Source organism: Streptomyces sp. NPDC096176, from assembly GCF_044763255.1.
Classification (GTDB): Bacteria; Actinomycetota; Actinomycetes; order Streptomycetales; family Streptomycetaceae; genus Streptomyces.
The window spans coordinates 223,268-240,524 of sequence record NZ_JBIWFV010000004.1 but is presented as its reverse complement, the minus strand read 5'-3'; the positions used below and the strand labels follow the sequence as shown (position 1 = coordinate 240,524).

The 17,257-nt window shown below is 69.6% G+C and carries 15 protein-coding genes and 1 tRNA gene; 13 read left to right on the top strand and 3 right to left on the bottom strand.

The window, feature by feature from the left end; genetic code table 11:
• The first annotated feature begins 3 nt into the window (after positions 1-3).
• The 3 genes from ACIQ7Q_RS12890 (at position 4) to ACIQ7Q_RS12880 (ending at position 3,225) form a co-directional block, all read left to right on the top strand.
• The gene (locus ACIQ7Q_RS12890) at positions 4-1,164 is read left to right on the top strand and encodes an acyl-CoA dehydrogenase family protein (RefSeq protein ID WP_403859570.1); all 1,161 of its coding nucleotides are present in this window, start codon (positions 4-6) and stop codon (positions 1,162-1,164) included.
• A gap of 178 nt (positions 1,165-1,342) precedes the next feature.
• Positions 1,343-2,374 carry an ABC transporter substrate-binding protein gene (locus tag ACIQ7Q_RS12885; RefSeq protein WP_403859567.1) on the top strand — a complete coding sequence of 344 codons (1,032 nt, stop codon included), beginning with the start codon at positions 1,343-1,345 and terminating at the stop codon, positions 2,372-2,374.
• Positions 2,375-2,376: 2 nt separating this feature from the next.
• Positions 2,377-3,225 carry a siderophore-interacting protein gene (locus tag ACIQ7Q_RS12880; RefSeq protein WP_403859564.1) on the top strand — a complete coding sequence of 283 codons (849 nt, stop codon included), beginning with the start codon at positions 2,377-2,379 and terminating at the stop codon, positions 3,223-3,225.
• 146 nt (positions 3,226-3,371) lie between these two features.
• Here the strand turns inward: ACIQ7Q_RS12880 and ACIQ7Q_RS12875 are convergent, their stop codons facing one another.
• A complete protein-coding gene (locus ACIQ7Q_RS12875) occupies positions 3,372-4,988 on the bottom strand; it encodes a beta-N-acetylhexosaminidase (RefSeq protein ID WP_403859561.1) in 1,617 nt (538 codons plus the stop codon).
• Positions 4,989-5,255: 267 nt separating this feature from the next.
• On the opposite strand from ACIQ7Q_RS12875, the gene ACIQ7Q_RS12870 reads away from it, so the two are divergent.
• Both ACIQ7Q_RS12870 and glmS read left to right on the top strand, forming a co-directional pair.
• Positions 5,256-5,522: a hypothetical protein gene (locus tag ACIQ7Q_RS12870; protein ID WP_403860520.1), complete on the top strand. Its 267-nt coding sequence runs from the start codon at positions 5,256-5,258 to the stop codon at positions 5,520-5,522.
• 52 nt (positions 5,523-5,574) lie between these two features.
• Positions 5,575-7,392 (top strand): glutamine--fructose-6-phosphate transaminase (isomerizing), encoded by a 1,818-nt coding sequence (gene glmS / locus ACIQ7Q_RS12865; protein WP_403859559.1) that lies wholly within the window; start codon positions 5,575-5,577, stop codon positions 7,390-7,392.
• Positions 7,393-7,543: 151 nt separating this feature from the next.
• Here glmS and ACIQ7Q_RS12860 read toward each other — a convergent pair whose 3' ends face one another.
• Together ACIQ7Q_RS12860 and ACIQ7Q_RS12855 are read right to left on the bottom strand one after the other, a co-directional pair.
• Positions 7,544-8,119 (bottom strand): acetate uptake transporter, encoded by a 576-nt coding sequence (locus ACIQ7Q_RS12860; protein ID WP_403859556.1) that lies wholly within the window; start codon positions 8,117-8,119, stop codon positions 7,544-7,546.
• Between the two features lie 172 nt (positions 8,120-8,291).
• Positions 8,292-8,813: a universal stress protein gene (locus ACIQ7Q_RS12855; protein ID WP_403859553.1), complete on the bottom strand. Its 522-nt coding sequence runs from the start codon at positions 8,811-8,813 to the stop codon at positions 8,292-8,294.
• 301 nt (positions 8,814-9,114) lie between these two features.
• On the opposite strand from ACIQ7Q_RS12855, the gene ACIQ7Q_RS12850 reads away from it, so the two are divergent.
• The 8 genes from ACIQ7Q_RS12850 (at position 9,115) to ACIQ7Q_RS12815 (ending at position 17,238) form a co-directional block, all read left to right on the top strand.
• Positions 9,115-9,561: a hypothetical protein gene (locus tag ACIQ7Q_RS12850; protein ID WP_403859550.1), complete on the top strand. Its 447-nt coding sequence runs from the start codon at positions 9,115-9,117 to the stop codon at positions 9,559-9,561.
• Between the two features lie 387 nt (positions 9,562-9,948).
• On the top strand, positions 9,949-11,160 hold the full coding sequence (locus ACIQ7Q_RS12845) for a helix-turn-helix domain-containing protein (protein ID WP_403859547.1): 1,212 nt from the start codon (positions 9,949-9,951) through the stop codon (positions 11,158-11,160).
• A gap of 56 nt (positions 11,161-11,216) precedes the next feature.
• Positions 11,217-11,819, top strand: a complete 603-nt coding sequence (gene orn / locus ACIQ7Q_RS12840) for an oligoribonuclease (RefSeq protein WP_403859544.1) — start codon at positions 11,217-11,219, stop codon at positions 11,817-11,819.
• A 94-nt stretch (positions 11,820-11,913) separates the two neighbouring features.
• Positions 11,914-11,986 (top strand) — tRNA-His (locus tag ACIQ7Q_RS12835).
• Positions 11,987-12,530: 544 nt separating this feature from the next.
• Positions 12,531-13,841, top strand: coding sequence for an extracellular solute-binding protein (locus ACIQ7Q_RS12830; RefSeq protein ID WP_403859541.1), 1,311 nt, complete (start codon positions 12,531-12,533; stop codon positions 13,839-13,841).
• A gap of 3 nt (positions 13,842-13,844) precedes the next feature.
• On the top strand, positions 13,845-14,780 hold the full coding sequence (locus ACIQ7Q_RS12825; protein ID WP_403859538.1) for a carbohydrate ABC transporter permease: 936 nt from the start codon (positions 13,845-13,847) through the stop codon (positions 14,778-14,780).
• A gap of 10 nt (positions 14,781-14,790) precedes the next feature.
• Positions 14,791-15,744 carry a carbohydrate ABC transporter permease gene (locus tag ACIQ7Q_RS12820; protein WP_403859535.1) on the top strand — a complete coding sequence of 318 codons (954 nt, stop codon included), beginning with the start codon at positions 14,791-14,793 and terminating at the stop codon, positions 15,742-15,744.
• Between the two features lie 69 nt (positions 15,745-15,813).
• Complete coding sequence (locus ACIQ7Q_RS12815) at positions 15,814-17,238, top strand: GH1 family beta-glucosidase (protein WP_403859532.1); 1,425 nt, start codon at positions 15,814-15,816, stop codon at positions 17,236-17,238.
• The last annotated feature ends 19 nt before the right edge of the window (positions 17,239-17,257 follow it).

The window sequence follows — 17,257 nt, the reverse complement described above, 5'->3', positions numbered from 1 at the left end:
CTGATGTCCCTTGACCACCGGCTGTCCGCCGAACACGAGGAACTCCGCCGTACGGTCGAGCAGTTCGCGCACGACGTGGTCGCGCCGAAGATCGGCGACTTCTACGAGCGCCACGAGTTCCCGTACGAGATCGTCCGCGAGATGGGCCGCATGGGCCTGTTCGGGCTGCCGTTCCCCGAGGAGTACGGCGGCATGGGCGGCGACTACCTCGCGCTCGGTATCGCGCTGGAGGAGCTCGCCCGCGTCGACTCGTCCGTGGCCATCACCCTGGAGGCGGGCGTCTCGCTCGGCGCGATGCCGCTCCACCTGTTCGGCACCGAGGAGCAGAAACAGCAGTGGCTGCCCAGGCTGTGCTCGGGCGAGCTGCTGGGCGCGTTCGGCCTGACCGAGCCGGACTGCGGCTCCGACGCGGGCGGGACGAAGACCACGGCCGTGCGGGACGGGGACGAATGGGTCATCAACGGCTCCAAGTGCTTCATCACCAACTCGGGCACGGACATCACGGGGCTGGTGACCGTCACCGCGGTGACGGGCCGCAAGGCGGACGGCCGCCCCGAGATCTCGGCGATCATCGTCCCGTCGGGTACGCCCGGCTTCACGGTCGCCGCGCCCTACTCCAAGGTGGGATGGAACGCCTCGGACACCCGCGAGTTGTCGTTCGCCGACGTCCGCGTCCCGCTCTCCAACCTGCTCGGCGAGGAGGGCCGCGGGTACGCGCAGTTCCTGCGGATCCTCGACGAGGGCCGTATCGCGATCTCGGCACTGGCGACCGGACTCGCGCAGGGCTGTGTGGACGAGTCGGTGAAGTACGCCAAGGAACGGCACGCGTTCGGGCGGCCGATCGGTGCGAACCAGGCCATACAGTTCAAGATCGCCGACATGGAGATGAAGGCGCACATGGCCCGCGTCGGCTGGCGCGACGCGGCGTCCCGGCTGGTGCGGGGCGAGCCGTTCAAGAAGGAGGCGGCCGTCGCGAAGCTGTACTCGTCGACGGTGGCCGTGGACAACGCCCGTGAGGCCACGCAGATCCACGGCGGATACGGTTTCATGAACGAGTACCCGGTGGCGCGCATGTGGCGCGACTCCAAGATCCTGGAGATCGGCGAGGGCACCAGCGAGGTGCAGCGGATGCTGATCGCAAGGGAGTTGGGCCTCACCGGCTGACCCGGCGACACACAGCGCGCGGCACCCGGCGAGGGGCCGCGCGCTGCCGCGTGCGCAAGTCGACGTCCCCTACGGCGTGCACGGCACAGGGCGACCCCTGGCGGGGATCTAAGGTTAGGCTAACCTACGTTCGAACTACCCAGTGGCCGAATCGGTACGTACGAAAGCGGACATCATCATGCCCAACGCCCGAGCCTCCCGTCTCACTCGTCGCGGCCTGCTGTCCGTCGGCGGCGCCCTCGGACTGGGCGTCGCACTCGCCGCCTGCGGCAAGGGCGACAAGAACGACACAAAGGGCGCATCGGACAGGCCCAAGAAGTCGGGCTCCTGGTCGTTCACCGACGACCGCGGCCAGAAGGCCGAGTCGAAGGTCGCCCCGATGAACATCGTGGCCTTCACCGGCACAGCCGCCGCCCTGTTCGACTACGGCATCGAGGTCACCGGAGTCTTCGGGCCGACCAGGACCGCCGACGGCAAGCCCGATGTCCAGGCCGGTGACCTGGACATCACCAAGCTCGAGATCCTGGGCAACGTCTGGGGCGAGTTCAACGTCGAGAAGTACGCGGCGCTCGCGCCCGAGCTGCTGGTGACGGACATGTGGGAGAAGAACGCCCTCTGGTACGTGCCGGACCAGTCGAAGGACAAGATCCTCAAGCTGGCCCCGAGCGTCGCCCTGTGGGCCGCGCAGACCAACATGCCGAAGGCCCTGCAGCGCCGCGCGGAGCTCGCCGAGTCCCTGGGCGCCGACCTGAAGGCCAAGAAGGTCACGGACGCCAAGGCCCGCTTCGAGAAGGCCGCCGAGCGTCTGCGCCAGGCCGCCAAGGCCAAGCCGAACCTGAAGGTCCTCATCGGCTCGGGCAGCCAGGACCTCTTCTACGTGTCCGTCCCCGAGATGTCCGCGGACACCCTCTACTTCCAGGAGCTCGGCGTGAAGTTCGTCGAGCCGAAGCCGAACGCGGCGGGCTTCTTCGAGGAGCTCAGCTGGGAGAACGCCGGCAAGTACGAGGCCGACATCATCATGCTGGACAACCGCACCGGCACCCTGCAGCCCGACACCCTCAAGGCGAAGCCCACCTGGGCCGGTCTGCCCGCCGTGAAGGCCGGTCAGGTCGTCCCCCGTGTCACCGAGCCGATCTACTCGTACGACAAGTGCGCGCCGATCCTCGAGGATCTCGCAAAGGCCATCGAGAACGCGAAGAAGGTCGCCTGACGATGACGACCACGGCCGAGCTCGCTCCGTTCCGCTTCTTCGACCTGCGGGTCGCGCGGACCAGGCGGCTCGGCCCGTCGCTCGTCCGCGTCACCTTCACCGGGGAAACCGGCGACTGCCTCCGGGACTTCACGGCCGGTGGCCGCGACCAGTCCCTGTCTCTCTTCCTGCCGCACCCCGGCCAGGACGCCCCGGTCGTCCCCGTCGAAGCGGGTGACCTCTACGGGATCCTCGGCGCCTGGCGTGCGCTGCCCGAGGACGTACGGGCCGTGATGCGCTCGTACACTGTGCGGGAGCAGCGGGTCGAGGACGGCGAGGTGGACATCGACTTCGCCGTACACGAGGACGGCGGCCCGGCATGCCGCTGGGCGCTCGCCGCGGAGCCCGGGCACAGGGTGATGGTGCTCGGACCGGCCGTCGCCGACAACACCGCCGTGCGATGCCGGCCTCCCGAGGACACCGACTGGGTACTGATCTGGGCGGACGAGACGGCCCTTCCGGCCGCCGCGGCCATCCTTCAGTGGCTGCCTGCCGGTCAGAAGGCCAAGGTCTGGCTCGAAGTGCCGCAGGCGAGGGACCGTCTGCCGCTCGAGAGCGTCGCGGACGCCGAAATCACGTGGCTCTTCCGCGAGGAGAACGCCCCCTCGGCCGTGGAGGCCGTTGCCGCGGCGGAACTGCCCGAGGGCGCCGCGTACGCGTGGATCGCGGGCGAGTCCGGGAAGATCAAGGCGCTCCGGCGCCACCTGGTGAACGACCGTGGGTTCGACCGCCGCCGGGTCACGTTCGTCGGCTACTGGAAGCGCGGTCTGAGCGAGGACGGCCTGCGCGAGGAACCGGCCGAGACCGAGTAGCTCTCCTGGCCCGGGTAGCTCTCCTGGCCCGGTTCGATGGGCAGTCGGCCGACTGCCTGATGACAGTCGGCCGGCGGGCCCGGTCCCCTGCAACGGCCGGCGCCCGGCGGAAGACGGTCCCTCCCGCCGGGCAGCCGGTTCTCACCTCACTGCGCCGGCCATGGCACCTGCGGCGAGCGGTAGTAGTCGATCCCGAGCGCCGACAGCCGCGGTCCCTGGGCCGCGAGGCGCACCTTGTAGGTGTCCCAGTCGTGCGTCGCCGCCGGGGACCAGCCCAGCTCCGCGACACCCGGCAGGCGCGGGAACGCCATGTGGTCGATGTGCTCGTTCTCCGAGATGGTCTCGGTCCACAGCGGCGCCTCGACGCCCTTGATCGCGTCGGCGGGCGCACCCGGCAGGTACGCCCCCGGGTTCCAGTCGTAGGACCGCTGCACGGAGACATAGCCGGCCCAGGCGAGCCCGAGCTTGGTGTCCCTGTTGTACTTCATGTCGAGGTAGATCCGGTCGGCCGGCGACAGGATCAGTCCTGTGCCGTTCTTCGCCGCCTCGGCCACCTGTGCCTTCTCGGCCTGGCTGGTGCCGTCGAGTCCCCAGTACTGGGCGAGTGCGCCCTTCGCGGGGCTCGCTCCGGTCAGCTGGTGCCAGCCGACGACGGTCTTGCCGTACTTGGCGACGATCGGCTGCACCCTGTTCATGAAGGCCACATAGTCCTCGCGGCTCGTCGAGTGCGCCTCGTCGCCGCCGATGTGGATGTACCGGCCCGGCGTGAGCGCGGCCAGCTCGCGGATCACGTCGTCCACGAAGTCGTACGTCACCTGCTTCGGCACGCACAGCGAGCTGAAGCCGACGGCGGTGCCCGTGTAGAGGGGCGGGGCGACGCCGTCGCAATTGAGCTCCGCGTACGAGGCCAGTGCGGCATTGGTGTGGCCCGGCATGTCGATCTCCGGGACGATCTCCATGTAGCGGGAGGAGGCGAACCGCAGGATGTCCCGGTACTGGGCCTTGGTGTAGTAGCCGCCGGGGCCGCCGCCGACCTCGGTGGAGCCGCCGTACGTGGTCAGGCGCGGCCACGAGTCGATGGCGATGCGCCAGCCCTGGTCGTCGGAGAGATGGAGATGCAGTTTGTTGATCTTGTAGAGGGCCAAGTGGTCGATGTACCGCTTGACCTGCTCGACGGTGAGGAAGTGCCGTGAGACGTCCAGCATGGCGCCTCGGTGCCCGTAACGCGGACTGTCGGTGATGGTGCCGCCGGCGACCTGCCAGGGGCCGCCCTGGCGAGTGTCCTCCTCCACGGAGGCCGGCAGCAGCTGACGCAGCGTCTGGACACCGTGGAACAGGCCCGCGGGTCGCAGCGCGGTGATGGTGACACCGCCGGGCGCGGACTTCAGGCGGTAACCCTCCTCGCCCAGGGCGCTCTCCGCGGAGCTCAGCCGCAACCGGATGGACCGCGGCGCGGGGCGCGTGGTCACGGGCAGGCCGTAGCCGGTGGACGGCCGGAGCACCTCGGCGAGGCGCTCCCCGACCGCCCGCGCCTCGGGCGTGGCATCGGTCTGGATACGCGTCGCCGAGGTCAGGGTGTAGGGCGAGCCGGCGGGGCTCACGGAGGCGGGCGCGGGGATGATCTGGCCGAGCGGGCGGACAGCGCCGGCGCGCTCTTCGGAGGCGGCAGCGGCCTGGCCGGCGGCCGCGGCGGAGGAGAGGGCGGCCGCCGTGACGAGCAGCAGCGAACCGAGCAGGCGGGGAAGCGGTCTGGGCTGACTCACAGGCTGGGGTCCCTTCGACGGGGTCTCGTCTGTGCGCAGAGCAACCGGGCTGTCACCATGCGTACCTCGAGCCTCAACTGCGGTCAAGGTGTAGACCATTTACTCATCCCCGCGACAGAAGATTCCCCTTCGTCGCGCAAACCATCCGGAAGGATGGGGGCACCTGTCGACGGATGTGACCTATCCCCTGCCCGGAATCGGGCAGGATTCTTGCGAAGAGGAGCGTCCGCCCTCCAATATCTACGGGTGCTCGAACCTCGCCAGTCTGTGCGCCCGTCGCACGACGACCTCATCGACCACCTGGTGCGCAGCACCGCGCTCCAGCGCGGCGAGGCGGCCCGGGTGGTGCTCGATGTGCTGGCGTACTTCGACGAGACGACCGAGGAGTTCGTCCGTCGCCGCCACCGCGAACTGCAGTCGGGCGGCGCCGTGAACACCCAGATCTTCGAACGGATCGCGGCCGAGCTGCCGCACCGTGCTGTGGCGCCGCCGGAGCTCTCGCTCCGCCAGCTGCGCCGCATGGTCTACGGCTGAGCAGCCTACCGGGGCCGGGCACACCACTGATCTATGGAGGGGAAGAACCTTTATGTGCGGAATTGTCGGGTACATCGGCAAGCGTGATGTGGCTCCGCTGCTGCTGGAAGGCTTGCAGCGGCTGGAGTACCGGGGATACGACTCGGCAGGCGTGGTGATCAACAGCCCCAAGTCCGCCGCACTGAAGATGGTCAAGGCAAAGGGCCGCGTCCGCGACCTCGAGGCCCGCGTCCCCAAGCGCTTCGCCGGCACCACCGGCATCGCACACACCCGCTGGGCCACCCACGGCGCCCCGAGCGACATCAACTCGCACCCGCACCTCGACGCCGAGAACAGGGTCGCCGTCGTCCACAACGGCATCGTGGACAACGCCGCCGAGCTGCGCGCCAAGCTGGAGTCCGACGGCGTCGTCTTCGTCTCGGAGACCGACACCGAGGTCATCGTCCACCTCATCGCCCGCTCCCAGGCCACCACCCTGGAGGAGAAGGTCCGCGAGGCCCTCAAGGTGATCGAGGGCACGTACGGCATCGCCGTCATGCACGCCGACTTCGCCGACCGCATCGTCGTGGCCCGCAACGGCTCCCCGGTCGTCCTCGGCATCGGCGAGAAGGAGATGTTCGTCGCGTCCGACGTCGCCGCCCTGGTCGCCCACACCCGTCAGATCGTCACCCTCGACGACGGCGAGATGGCCACGCTCAAGGCCGACGACTTCCGTACGTACACCACCACCGGCACCACGACCACCGCCACCCCGGAGACCGTGGAGTGGGAGGCCGCCTCCTACGACATGGGCGGCCACGACACGTACATGCACAAGGAGATCAGCGAGCAGCCCGACGCCGTGGACCGTGTGCTGCGCGGCCGTATCGACGACCGGTTCTCGACGGTGCACCTGGGCGGTCTGAACCTGGACGCCCGCGAGGCGCGCGGCATCCGCCGGGTCAAGATCCTCGGCTGCGGCACCTCGTACCACGCGGGCCTCATCGGCGCGGGTCTGATCGAGTCCCTCGCCCGCATCCCCGCCGACGCCGAGCCGGCCTCCGAGTTCCGCTACCGCAACCCGGTCGTGGACCCCGACACCCTCTACATCGCCGTCTCGCAGTCCGGCGAGACCTACGACGTGCTCGCGGCCGTCCAGGAGCTCAAGCGCAAGGGCGCCCGGGTCCTCGGTGTCGTCAACGTCGTCGGCTCGGCGATCGCCCGCGAGGCCGACGGCGGCACCTACGTGCACGCCGGCCCCGAGGTCTGTGTCGTCTCCACCAAGTGCTTCACCAACACGGTCGTGGCCTTCGCGCTGCTCGCCCTGCACCTGGGCCGCATCCGCGACCTGTCCGTCGCCGACGGCAAGCGGATCATCGCGGGCCTGCGCAGGCTGCCGGCCCAGATCAGCGAGATCCTCGAGTCCGAGGCCGAGATCAAGAAGCTGGCCGAGGTGTACGCGGACGCCAAGTCGATGATGTTCATCGGACGGGTGCGCGGCTACCCGGTGGCGCTGGAGGCCTCCCTGAAGCTCAAGGAGATCTCCTACATCCACGCCGAGGCCTACCCGGCCTCCGAGTTGAAGCACGGCCCGCTCGCGCTGATCGAGCCCGCCCTGCCGACCGTCGCGATCGTGCCGGACGACGACCTGCTGGAGAAGAACCGCGCGGCGCTGGAGGAGATCAAGGCGCGCAGCGGACGCATCCTCGCGGTCGCCCACCGCGAGCAGGAGAAGGCCGACCACACCATCGTGGTGCCGAAGAACGAGGACGAGCTGGACCCGATCCTGATGGGCATCCCGCTGCAACTCCTCGCCTACCACACCGCTTTGGCGCTGGGCCGGGACATCGACAAGCCCCGTAACCTCGCGAAGTCCGTGACGGTGGAGTAGTCGACCGGCTCCCGGTCGCTCCGACCCCCGCTCATGAGAACGCCCTCCGTGCGCGCCACCAGCGCATGGAGGGCGTTCCCTTTTTCGTCGGCCGGCGCCACCCGAAGCGCCGGCCCTCAAGGCTGCCGTGAGGCCCTTGTCGAGCCGGGCCTCAGCCGGTGGCCGTCACTCCCCGGCGGCCGGCAGCGCGTCCGGTGAAGGTGGGCCACTTGGCGAGCGCCGCCGTCGCGCCGTACCAGGCCACCAGGCCCGCGACCGCGCCGACCCAGCCGCCGGCCTTGGCCAGCCCTTCGTTGCCCGCGAAGGCCGCTGTGCCGCCGAGCACCAGCGAGAGGCACAGCAGCCCGTACACGCCCTGGCCGAGCACGCCGCTCCCGGAGGAGGCGGCGGTCAGGGTCAGCGCAAGCAGCGCCCACAGCAGCAGGAACAGTCCTGCGGCCTCGGCCGAGGTCTCACCGCCGACAGCGGTGCCCCAGGTGAACCAGAACGCGCCGAGACCGGCGAAGGCCGTGCCCGAAGCGCCGTTGCCCGCGCGAAACTCGAGCAGACCGACGATGAAGAGCGCCACTCCGCCGACCCAGGTCGCGAGTGCGGCCGCGTCGGCCGCCGTCACGTTGTCGATCACGCCGGTGTTGCCGACGCCGAACGCCAACAGAGTCAGCCCGAGGGCGAGATGGCCGAGAGTAGAAGTAGAACCAGCGCTTCCCGCAGAGACGTCTTTGTCCACGGCGGGCTCCCTTCCTGTCCTGTGCAGTTGTGCTGCAGTGCTGCTTCCCAGGACCGGTATGTACCCTTCACAAGCGCACAATCCACCTGCTACGGACGGGTAGATTTCCCTGAACACCAAGGAAGTTGACGCTGCCTCACCGGAAGCGGAAGGGCCCGCGCCGCCGGACGGGCTACGGGATGACGACAACCGGGCGCTGCGCGCGCTTCGCGAGCCGCCCCGCGACCGAGCCGAAGAGCCGCCCGACAATGCCGTGCGTGGATCCGACCACGATCGCGTCGGCCGAGTACTCGCGGCCGACCTCTTCGAGTTCATGACAGATGTCGCCGCCGCGCTCGACCAGGATCCACGGGACCTCACTGAGGTAGTCCGCGCAAGCCAGCTCCAGGCCGAGGACCTCGGTGCGGTGATCGGGCACGTCCACGAAGACGGGCGGCTCGCAGCCGGCCCAGACCGTGGTCGGCAGCCGGTTGGCCACATGGACGATGATCAGACCGGAGCCGGTCCGTCTCGACATGCCGATGGCGTATGCAAGCGCTCGCTCGCTGGAGGTCGATCCGTCGAAACCGACGACGACTCCGTGCCGGAAGGCGGGATCGCAGGAATGGCGTGCTTCTTCAGCCGCCCGCAGGTCCGCCAGTGGATCGGCTACCTGCTTGCGGTCCGCGGGTTCGGGGATTTCGTGACCGGCCATCGGTGTCTCGGCGAAGAAGGTCCTCTGTTGAGGGATCGACTCAGGAAGTGCGTCGAGTGGCTAGGTTGTGGAGCGGTGTCCGGGAATCGTCTTCCCAACCCCATACCCCCAAGGGTACGGCGGCACTCCTCTCCTGCCCAGGGCCTGCGACCCCCGTGCACGACATCCCAGGGAGCATGCCCGAGCGCGCCCAGGATCGCAATGGCGCTTGGCCACTACAGCCGTCCGGCCGCCGACAGGTGACCGGAAGGCCGCGATACTCGTTGGCCACGGGTCACCCCGCCGCCCCCAGGAGAGCTTCGTGCCCGCACGACCCACACGCCCCACCCACCCGGCACGGCCCCCACGCCTGACGCGACCCGCACGGCCCGCAGCACCCACCCATCCCACGCGACCCGCCCGACCGGCACCGTCGGCCGGACCCGCCGCCTCGACCCACCGCTCCCTGGGACCCTCCACCCGGGCGTCCGACCCGGCGGGCGACATCGTCCGCTGGGCGGCGTTCAGCTGCCTGCTGGTACCCGTCGTGCTGGTCGCCTACGGGACGTCCGTCGGCGGAGCCGCCGTCGCGGCGCTCGGCCTCGCCGCCGTGACCGCCGCGTGCCGGGTGCTCCTGCGCCACTCGGAGCGGGCGGCAGCCAGATCCCGCGACAAGGAGGGCCGGCCGCCCCGAGGGCATCGTTCCCGCACCGTCCCGAGGGCGCGCCGCAGCGCGCGCCACGGCGCCGGGAGCGCGCCCCGCGACTGACGGTTTTACGCACCCGCACCCGAACGTTTTCAGCCAACTTCCCCGCAGCGGCCGACCCTTGGCGAAATGGCCTGCCAACCCCCTTGCCACCAGGGAGGAAAGGCGCGAAGGCGGCTCCCGCACCCTACGGGGACGGGCCATGCCCGTGAGGCGCACTTCCCTGCGGGCCCCCCGAGTGGAACGCTTCGTGATCGAATGCATCGCGCCAAGTTGCCATGTCGACATAGCGGGGCATCCCGAACGTGTCACGCCGGCGCCACGGGACGCAGTAGATTCGATCATGAGTATCGATGGCCGGGGGACTCGTGCAGAACCGAGGGGAAACGTGCAGGAGCGAAAGGCCCGAAACGAACGGGGAGACGCGTACTTCGAGGGGGGTTTAGCGTCATGAGTCAGGAAACCGTCGCACCGGAGACGGCACGAAAGCTGTCCGGGCGCCGGCGGCGCGAAGTCGTCGCCGTGCTGCTGTTCAGCGGCGGCCCTATTTTTGAGAGTTCCATCCCGCTTTCGGTGTTCGGAATTGACCGTCAGGACGCCGGAGTTCCCCGCTACCGCCTGCTCGTGTGCGGTGGCGAGGACGGACCGCTGCGAACGACCGGCGGCTTGGAACTGACCACGCCGTACGGCCTCGAGGCGATCAGCAGGGCGGGCACCGTCGTGGTGCCGGCCTGGCGCTCGATCACCTCGCCGCCACCGCCCGAAGCGCTCGACGCGCTGCGCCGGGCACACGAAGAAGGCGCCCGCATCGTCGGCCTGTGCACCGGGGCGTTCGTGCTGGCCGCGGCCGGCCTGCTCGACGGCCGCCCCGCCACGACGCACTGGATGTACGCGCCGACCCTGGCGAAGCGCTACCCGTCCGTGCATGTGGACCCGCGTGAGCTGTTCGTCGACGACGGCGATGTGCTCACGTCCGCGGGCACGGCGGCGGGAATCGACCTCTGCCTCCACATAGTGCGCACCGACCACGGCACGGAGGCAGCCGGAGCGCTCGCGCGCAGGCTCGTCGTACCACCGCGTCGCACCGGCGGTCAGGAGCGCTATCTCGACAGGTCTTTACCAGAGGAAATCGGCTCGGACCCGCTTGCCGAGGTCGTCTCCTGGGCACTGGAACACCTCCACGAGCAGTTCGACGTGGAGACGCTGGCCGCGCGTGCGTACATGAGCAGACGCACCTTCGACCGGCGGTTCCGTTCGCTGACCGGCTCCGCGCCGCTCCAGTGGCTGATCACCCAGCGGGTGCTGCAGGCACAGCGGCTGCTCGAGACCTCCGACTACTCCGTCGACGAGGTCGCGGGACGATGCGGCTTCCGGTCCCCGGTGGCGCTGCGTGGCCACTTCCGGCGGCAGCTGGGCTCCTCCCCGGCCGCGTACCGGTCCGCGTACCGCGCCCGGCGCCCGCAGGGGGAGCCGGACCGGAACGCGATGGTCGAGTCGGTCGTGCCCGCCCAGGCGGGGCCGGGTGCACGACGTGCCCCGGCGGGACTGGCAGGGGCGTCGGCCATGGCGTCGGCCGCCGCGGAGCTGAGTAGACCGGTTCCGGAGGCGTACGCGGCAGGCCACGGCCGTGCCGGACTGCCGGGTCAGCGGAGCGCGCCCTGACAGCGGAGCAGTCCCGAGGGGCCGTCGTTGTTCGCGGGAGCCATAAGGTAGGACGCATGAACGATCGCATGGTGTGGATCGACTGCGAGATGACCGGGCTCTCGTTGACGAACGACGCACTCATCGAGGTGGCCGCACTGGTCACCGACTCGGAACTGAACGTGCTCGGCGACGGGGTGGACATCGTGATCCGCCCGCCGGACGCGGCGCTCGAGACGATGCCCGAGGTGGTGCGCCAGATGCACACCGCCTCGGGCCTCCTCGACGTCCTGTCGAGCGGCACGACACTCGCGGACGCCGAGGAGCAGGTCCTCGGCTACGTTCGCGAGCACGTCAAGGAGCCCGGCAAGGCTCCCCTCTGCGGGAACTCGGTCGGTACCGACCGCGGCTTCCTGCTGCGCGACATGCCGACGCTGGAGAGCCACCTCCACTACCGGATCGTCGATGTCTCCTCGGTCAAGGAGCTGGCCCGCCGCTGGTACCCGAGGGCGTACTTCAACAGTCCGGAGAAGAACGGCAACCACCGGGCGCTGGCGGACATCCGCGAGTCGATCGCCGAGCTGCGTTACTACCGCGAGGCGGTCTTCGTCCCGCAGCCCGGCCCGGACTCGGAGACCGCGAAGGCCATCGCGGCCAAGTACGTGCTGCCCGGCGAGTAGCACGGGCGGCCGTACCGTCCGGAAACCTGGGCGCGAGCACCCTCTCGGACCCTGTACACTTTTTCTCGGCCGGTCGGGAAAAAGACCGGTCGTGGTGGGTATAGCTCAGATGGTAGAGCACCTGGTTGTGGTCCAGGATGTCGCGGGTTCGAGTCCCGTTACTCACCCTGAACGATCAAGGGCCCCGGTCTTCGGACCGGGGCCCTTGACGTGTACAAGGGCCCTTGCCGCGTATCGGGGACCTTGACACGTCTCCGGGTCGGCCGGTGGCGGTCCCGGTCAGAACGAGTCCCTGCCACCACCGGGCACGACGACTCCCGCACCACCCAGTTCCGTCGGAAGCACGATCCGGGAGCGCCGCGACGACCGCTCCGCGATCTCCTGGAGCAGCACCCGGACCATGGTGCGGCCCCGCCCCCCGTGCGGATGGTCCGAGACATCGCGCCCACCCTCCCCCGGGCTGTCCCGGCTGTTCAGGCGGAGAACATGACGTGTCGGGCCCCTTGACACCCCCTCCAGGAGCGGCCAACCTGACACATCATCGATGGGAGCGCTCCCATGCAGTCGCTTCGACGCTCCCGCAGGATCCGCACCCCAAACCGCCCCTGACGTGGGCACGGCAGCCGTGCCAAAAGTACCGATCCGACACAGGAGCGGCCGGGGGCGGAACGTCAGGGGCAGGGGTGGCGAACACCCCCGAAGGAGGACGCAATGCGCAGGGCAGCAATCCTCGCGATCGTCGCCGCGCTCGGAGCCGGGCTGCTCGCCGGCTGCGCCGAGGACGGCGGGGAACCCACCGGCAGTTCCTCCGGCAGCGGGGGCGGCAAGGGGAGAACCACCATCACCGTCGGCGTCTTCGGAGCCTTCGGCCTCAAGGAGGCAGGGCTGTACGAGGAGTACATGAAGCTCCACCCGGAGGTCCGGATCGAGCAGACCTCGATCGAACGGAACGAGAACTACTACCCGCAGCTGCTCACCCATCTCAGCAGCGGCAGCGGACTCGCCGACATCCAGGCGGTCGAGGTCAACAACATCGCCGAGGTCACGGCCACGCAGGCGGACCAGCTGGTCGACCTCGGCAAGGCCGAGGGTGTCCGCAAGGACGCGTTTCTCGACTGGAAGTGGTCCCAGGCCACCACCAAGGACGGCAGGACGGTCGGGCTCGGCACCGACATAGGCCCGCAGGGCATCTGCTACCGCAAGGACCTCTTCGAGAAGGCCGGACTGCCCACCGACCGCGAGGCGGTCGGCGAACTGTGGGCCGGCGACTGGAAGAAGTACCTGGAGGCGGGCAGGAAGTACAAGTCGGCGGCGCCGGACGGGACTTCCTTCGTCGACTCGGCGTCGGGAGTGATGACTGCCATCACCGGCAGCAACGAGAAGCGCTTCTACGGCGAAGACGGGGAGATCGTCTACAAGACCAACCCGGCAGTGAAGAACGCCTGGGACACCGCTGCCGAATTCGCGACGGAGAAACTGACCGCCAGGCTCCAGCAGTTCACCCCGTCATGGGACCAGGGCTTCTCCAACGGGGCTTTCGCGACCGTCTCCTGCCCCGCCTGGATGCTCGGTTACATCCAGGACAAGGCCGGAGACGCGGGCAAGGGCAAGTGGGACGTGGCCGCGGCGCCCAGACCCAGCAACTGGGGCGGCTCCTTCCTGATCGTCCCGGAGGCCGGACGGAACAAGACGGAGGCGGCGAAGCTCGCGGCCTGGCTGACCGCTCCCGAGCAGCAGGCGAAGCTCTTCGGCAAGCGCGGCAGCTTCCCGAGCGCCAAGGCGGCCTACTCGCTTCCGGCCGTCGCCGACGCCGAGCACCCGTACTTCGGGGACGCTCCCATCGGCCGGATCTTCTCCAAGGCGGCCGAAGGGGTCCCGGTGCAGATCGTCGGCCCGAAGGACCTGGTCATCGCGCAGAACCTGGCCGACATCGGCATGCTGCAGGTCGACCAGAGGGGTCGGACGCCCGAACAGGGCTGGGACGCGGCAGTGAAGGCGATCGACAACGCGCTGGACCAGTGAGCCGTGCAGCGACGCGCACACGACCTGACCGCCCGGCGCTCCCGCCGCTACCGGCGCGATGTGAGGTGGAGCCCGTACGCCTTCGTCGCACCGTTCTTCGTCTTCTTCCTCGCCTTCGGGCTCTTCCCGCTGCTCTACACCGGCTGGGCGTCGCTGCACCGGGTGGAACTGACCGCACCCACCGACATGGAGTGGGTCGGGCTGCGCAACTTCTCACGGCTCCTCGGGGACGAGTTCTTCTGGAACGCGCTGAAGAACACGGTCACCATCGGGCTGATGTCCACCGTGCCGCAGCTGCTCATCGCTGTCGGCATCGCGCATCTGCTCCACTACCGGCTGCGTGGCTCGATGTTCTTCCGCGTCGCCGTGCTCACCCCGTACGCGACGTCCGTCGCCGCCGCGACCCTCGTTTTCGTGCTGCTCTTCGGCCGTGACTACGGGATGATCAACTGGGCGCTGGGCATGGTCGGTATCGACGGCGTCGACTGGCAGAACGGCCGGTGGACCTCGCAGCTGGCGGTCTCGACGATCGTGATCTGGCGTTGGACGGGCTACAACGCGCTGATCTATCTGGCGGCCATGCAGGCGATCCCGAACGACCTGTACGAGTCGGCGGCACTGGACGGGGCCAACCGCTGGCAGCAGTTCATCCATGTCACGGTGCCCTCGCTGCGCCACACGATCCTGTTCACCTGTGTGGTCTCGACGATCGGCGCGACGCAGCTGTTCGGCGAGCCCCTGCTCTTCAACGGCGGCGGAGGCGCGACGGGCGGTCCGGACCACCAGTTCCAGACGCTCGGCCTCTATCTGTACGAGCAGGGCTGGGTGAACCTGCACCTCGGCCGTGCCTCCGCGATCGCCTGGGCGATGTTCCTGATCCTGCTGATCATCGGCGCGGTGAACTGGCTGATCACTCGCCGTCTGAGCAAGAGCACGTGAGGGGGACGACATGACCGACACCGCACGCGCCGACGGTGCCGAGCAGGCAGGACAGGCCGGAGCAGCCGCAGACACCGAACGGGCCGAGGACGCCGAGCGCGCCGGAGGGACCGGGCGTGGGGGACGCGCCGGGCGTCCGGGGCGGCAGTTCCACGGCGGCCGGATCGCCTACGCCGTCCTGATCGTGTTCACCACCGGCTCCCTCTTCCCCCTCGTGTGGACGGCGATCGCGGCCTCCCGCACCAACACCCGTCTTGCGCAGACTCCGCCGCCGTTCTGGTTCGGCGGCAATCTCCTCAAGAACCTCGAGATCGCCTGGACCGACGCCAACATGGGCGTCGCCCTGCTCAACACCACCATCGTCGCCGGCTCCGTCGCCGCGGGGACCGTTCTCTTCTCCACGCTCGCCGGGTTCGCGTTCGCCAAACTGCGCTTCCGGCTGAAGAACACACTCCTGCTGCTGGTGATCGGCACCATGATGGTCCCGCCGCAGCTCAGCGTCGTACCGCTGTACATGCTGATCGCCGAGCTGTCCTGGACCGACCAGCTGCAGTCCGTCATCCTGCCCACCCTGGTCAGCGCCTTCGGGGTGTTCTTCATGCGGCAGTACCTGACGGAGGCGCTGCCGAACGAACTGGTCGAGGCTGCCCGGGTCGACGGCGCGAGCAGCCTGCGCGTGGTGTGGCACATCGTCTTCCCCGCCGCACGGCCCGCGATGGCCGTCCTGGGCATGCTCACGTTCGTGATGGCCTGGAACGACTTCTTCTGGCCGATCCTCGCCCTGACCCAGAACGGCAACCCAACCGTCCAGGTGGCCCTGACCGGGCTGGGCCGCGGCCACATCCCCGACCAGTCGGTGATCATGGCGGGCGCCCTGCTCGGAACCCTGCCCCTGCTGATCACCTTCGTCGTCTTCGGCAAGCAGATCGTCGGCGGCATCATGCAGGGCGCGGTCAAGGGCTGACCCGCCCCCCGGCCCGGGTCCATCACCCCGCTCCATCACCCGTCGTTCACACACGTTGGGAGTTCCGGCATGTCCGTAACCTTTCCGCACGGCTTCCTGTGGGGCACCGCCACTGCCGCGTACCAGGTCGAAGGCGCGGCACGGGAAGGCGGCCGCACCCCTTCCATCTGGGACACCTTCAGCCACACCCCGGGCAAAGTGTTGGGCGGCGACACCGGGGACACCGCTGTCGACCACTTCCACCGCCGCGCCGAGGACGTGGCGCTGATGGCAGACCTCGGGGCGGGCGCGTACCGCTTCTCCGTCTCCTGGTCCCGAGTGCAGCCCACCGGCCGCGGGCCGGCCGTGCAGCGCGGCCTCGACTTCTACCGGGCACTCGTCGACGACCTGCTGGAACACGGCATCCAGCCGGCGCTGACCCTCTACCACTGGGACCTGCCGCAGGAGCTCGAGTCGGCGGGCGGCTGGCCCGAGCGCGAGACCGCCTACCGCTTCGCCGACTACGCGCGGCACGTCGCCGAGGCACTCGGCGACCGCGTCGAGATGTGGTCCACCCTCAACGAGCCCTGGTGCAGCGCCTTCCTGGGCTACGCCTCCGGCGTCCACGCCCCCGGCCGCACCGACCCTGTCGCCGCGCTGCGGGCCGCCCACCACCTCAACCTCGGCCACGGTCTCGCCGTCCAGGCGCTGCGCGGTGCGCTGCCCCGCCGCGCGCGGACAGGGATCAGCCTCAACCCGAGCGTCGTCAGGGCCCGTACCGAGAGCCCCGGGGATCTGGACGCCCGCCGCCGCATCGACGCGCTCGCCAACCGGATCTTCTCGGGCCCGCTGCTGAGGGGCGCCTATCCGGACGACCTCCACGCGGACACCGCGTCACTCACCGACTGGGGCTTCGTCAAGGACGGCGACCTCTCCGCGATCGGCAGGCGGCTGGACTGGCTCGGGCTGAACTACTACGCCCCCACCGTCGTCTCCGCTTCGGACGGCGGCCCCGCGCACGGCAGCGACGGGCATGCCTCCGCCGAGCACTCGCCCTGGCCGGCCGCCGACTCGGTCTCCTTCCACCAGCCGCCCGGCGAGCGCACGGAGATGGGCTGGAGCGTTGATCCGTCCGGCCTGTACGACCTGCTGATGCAGTACACCCACGAGGCACCCGGCCTGCCGCTGATGATCACGGAGAACGGGGCGGCGTACGACGACGTGCCGGCCGCCGATGGCACGGTCCACGACCCGGACCGCATCCGCTACCTGCACGGCCACCTCACCGCCGTCCACCGGGCGATCTCGGACGGTGCCGATGTCCGCGGGTACTTCCTGTGGTCCCTCCTCGACAACTTCGAGTGGTCCTACGGGTACAGCAAGCGCTTCGGTGCCGTGTACGTCGACTACGCCACCCGCTCGCGGACGCCGAAGACGAGCGCCCGCTGGTACGGCCGACTGGCCCGGACGGGGGTGCTGCCGGAGGCCACGGGGGCTGTCCCGATCCCCGACTGACCGGACAACGTGCGCCGGT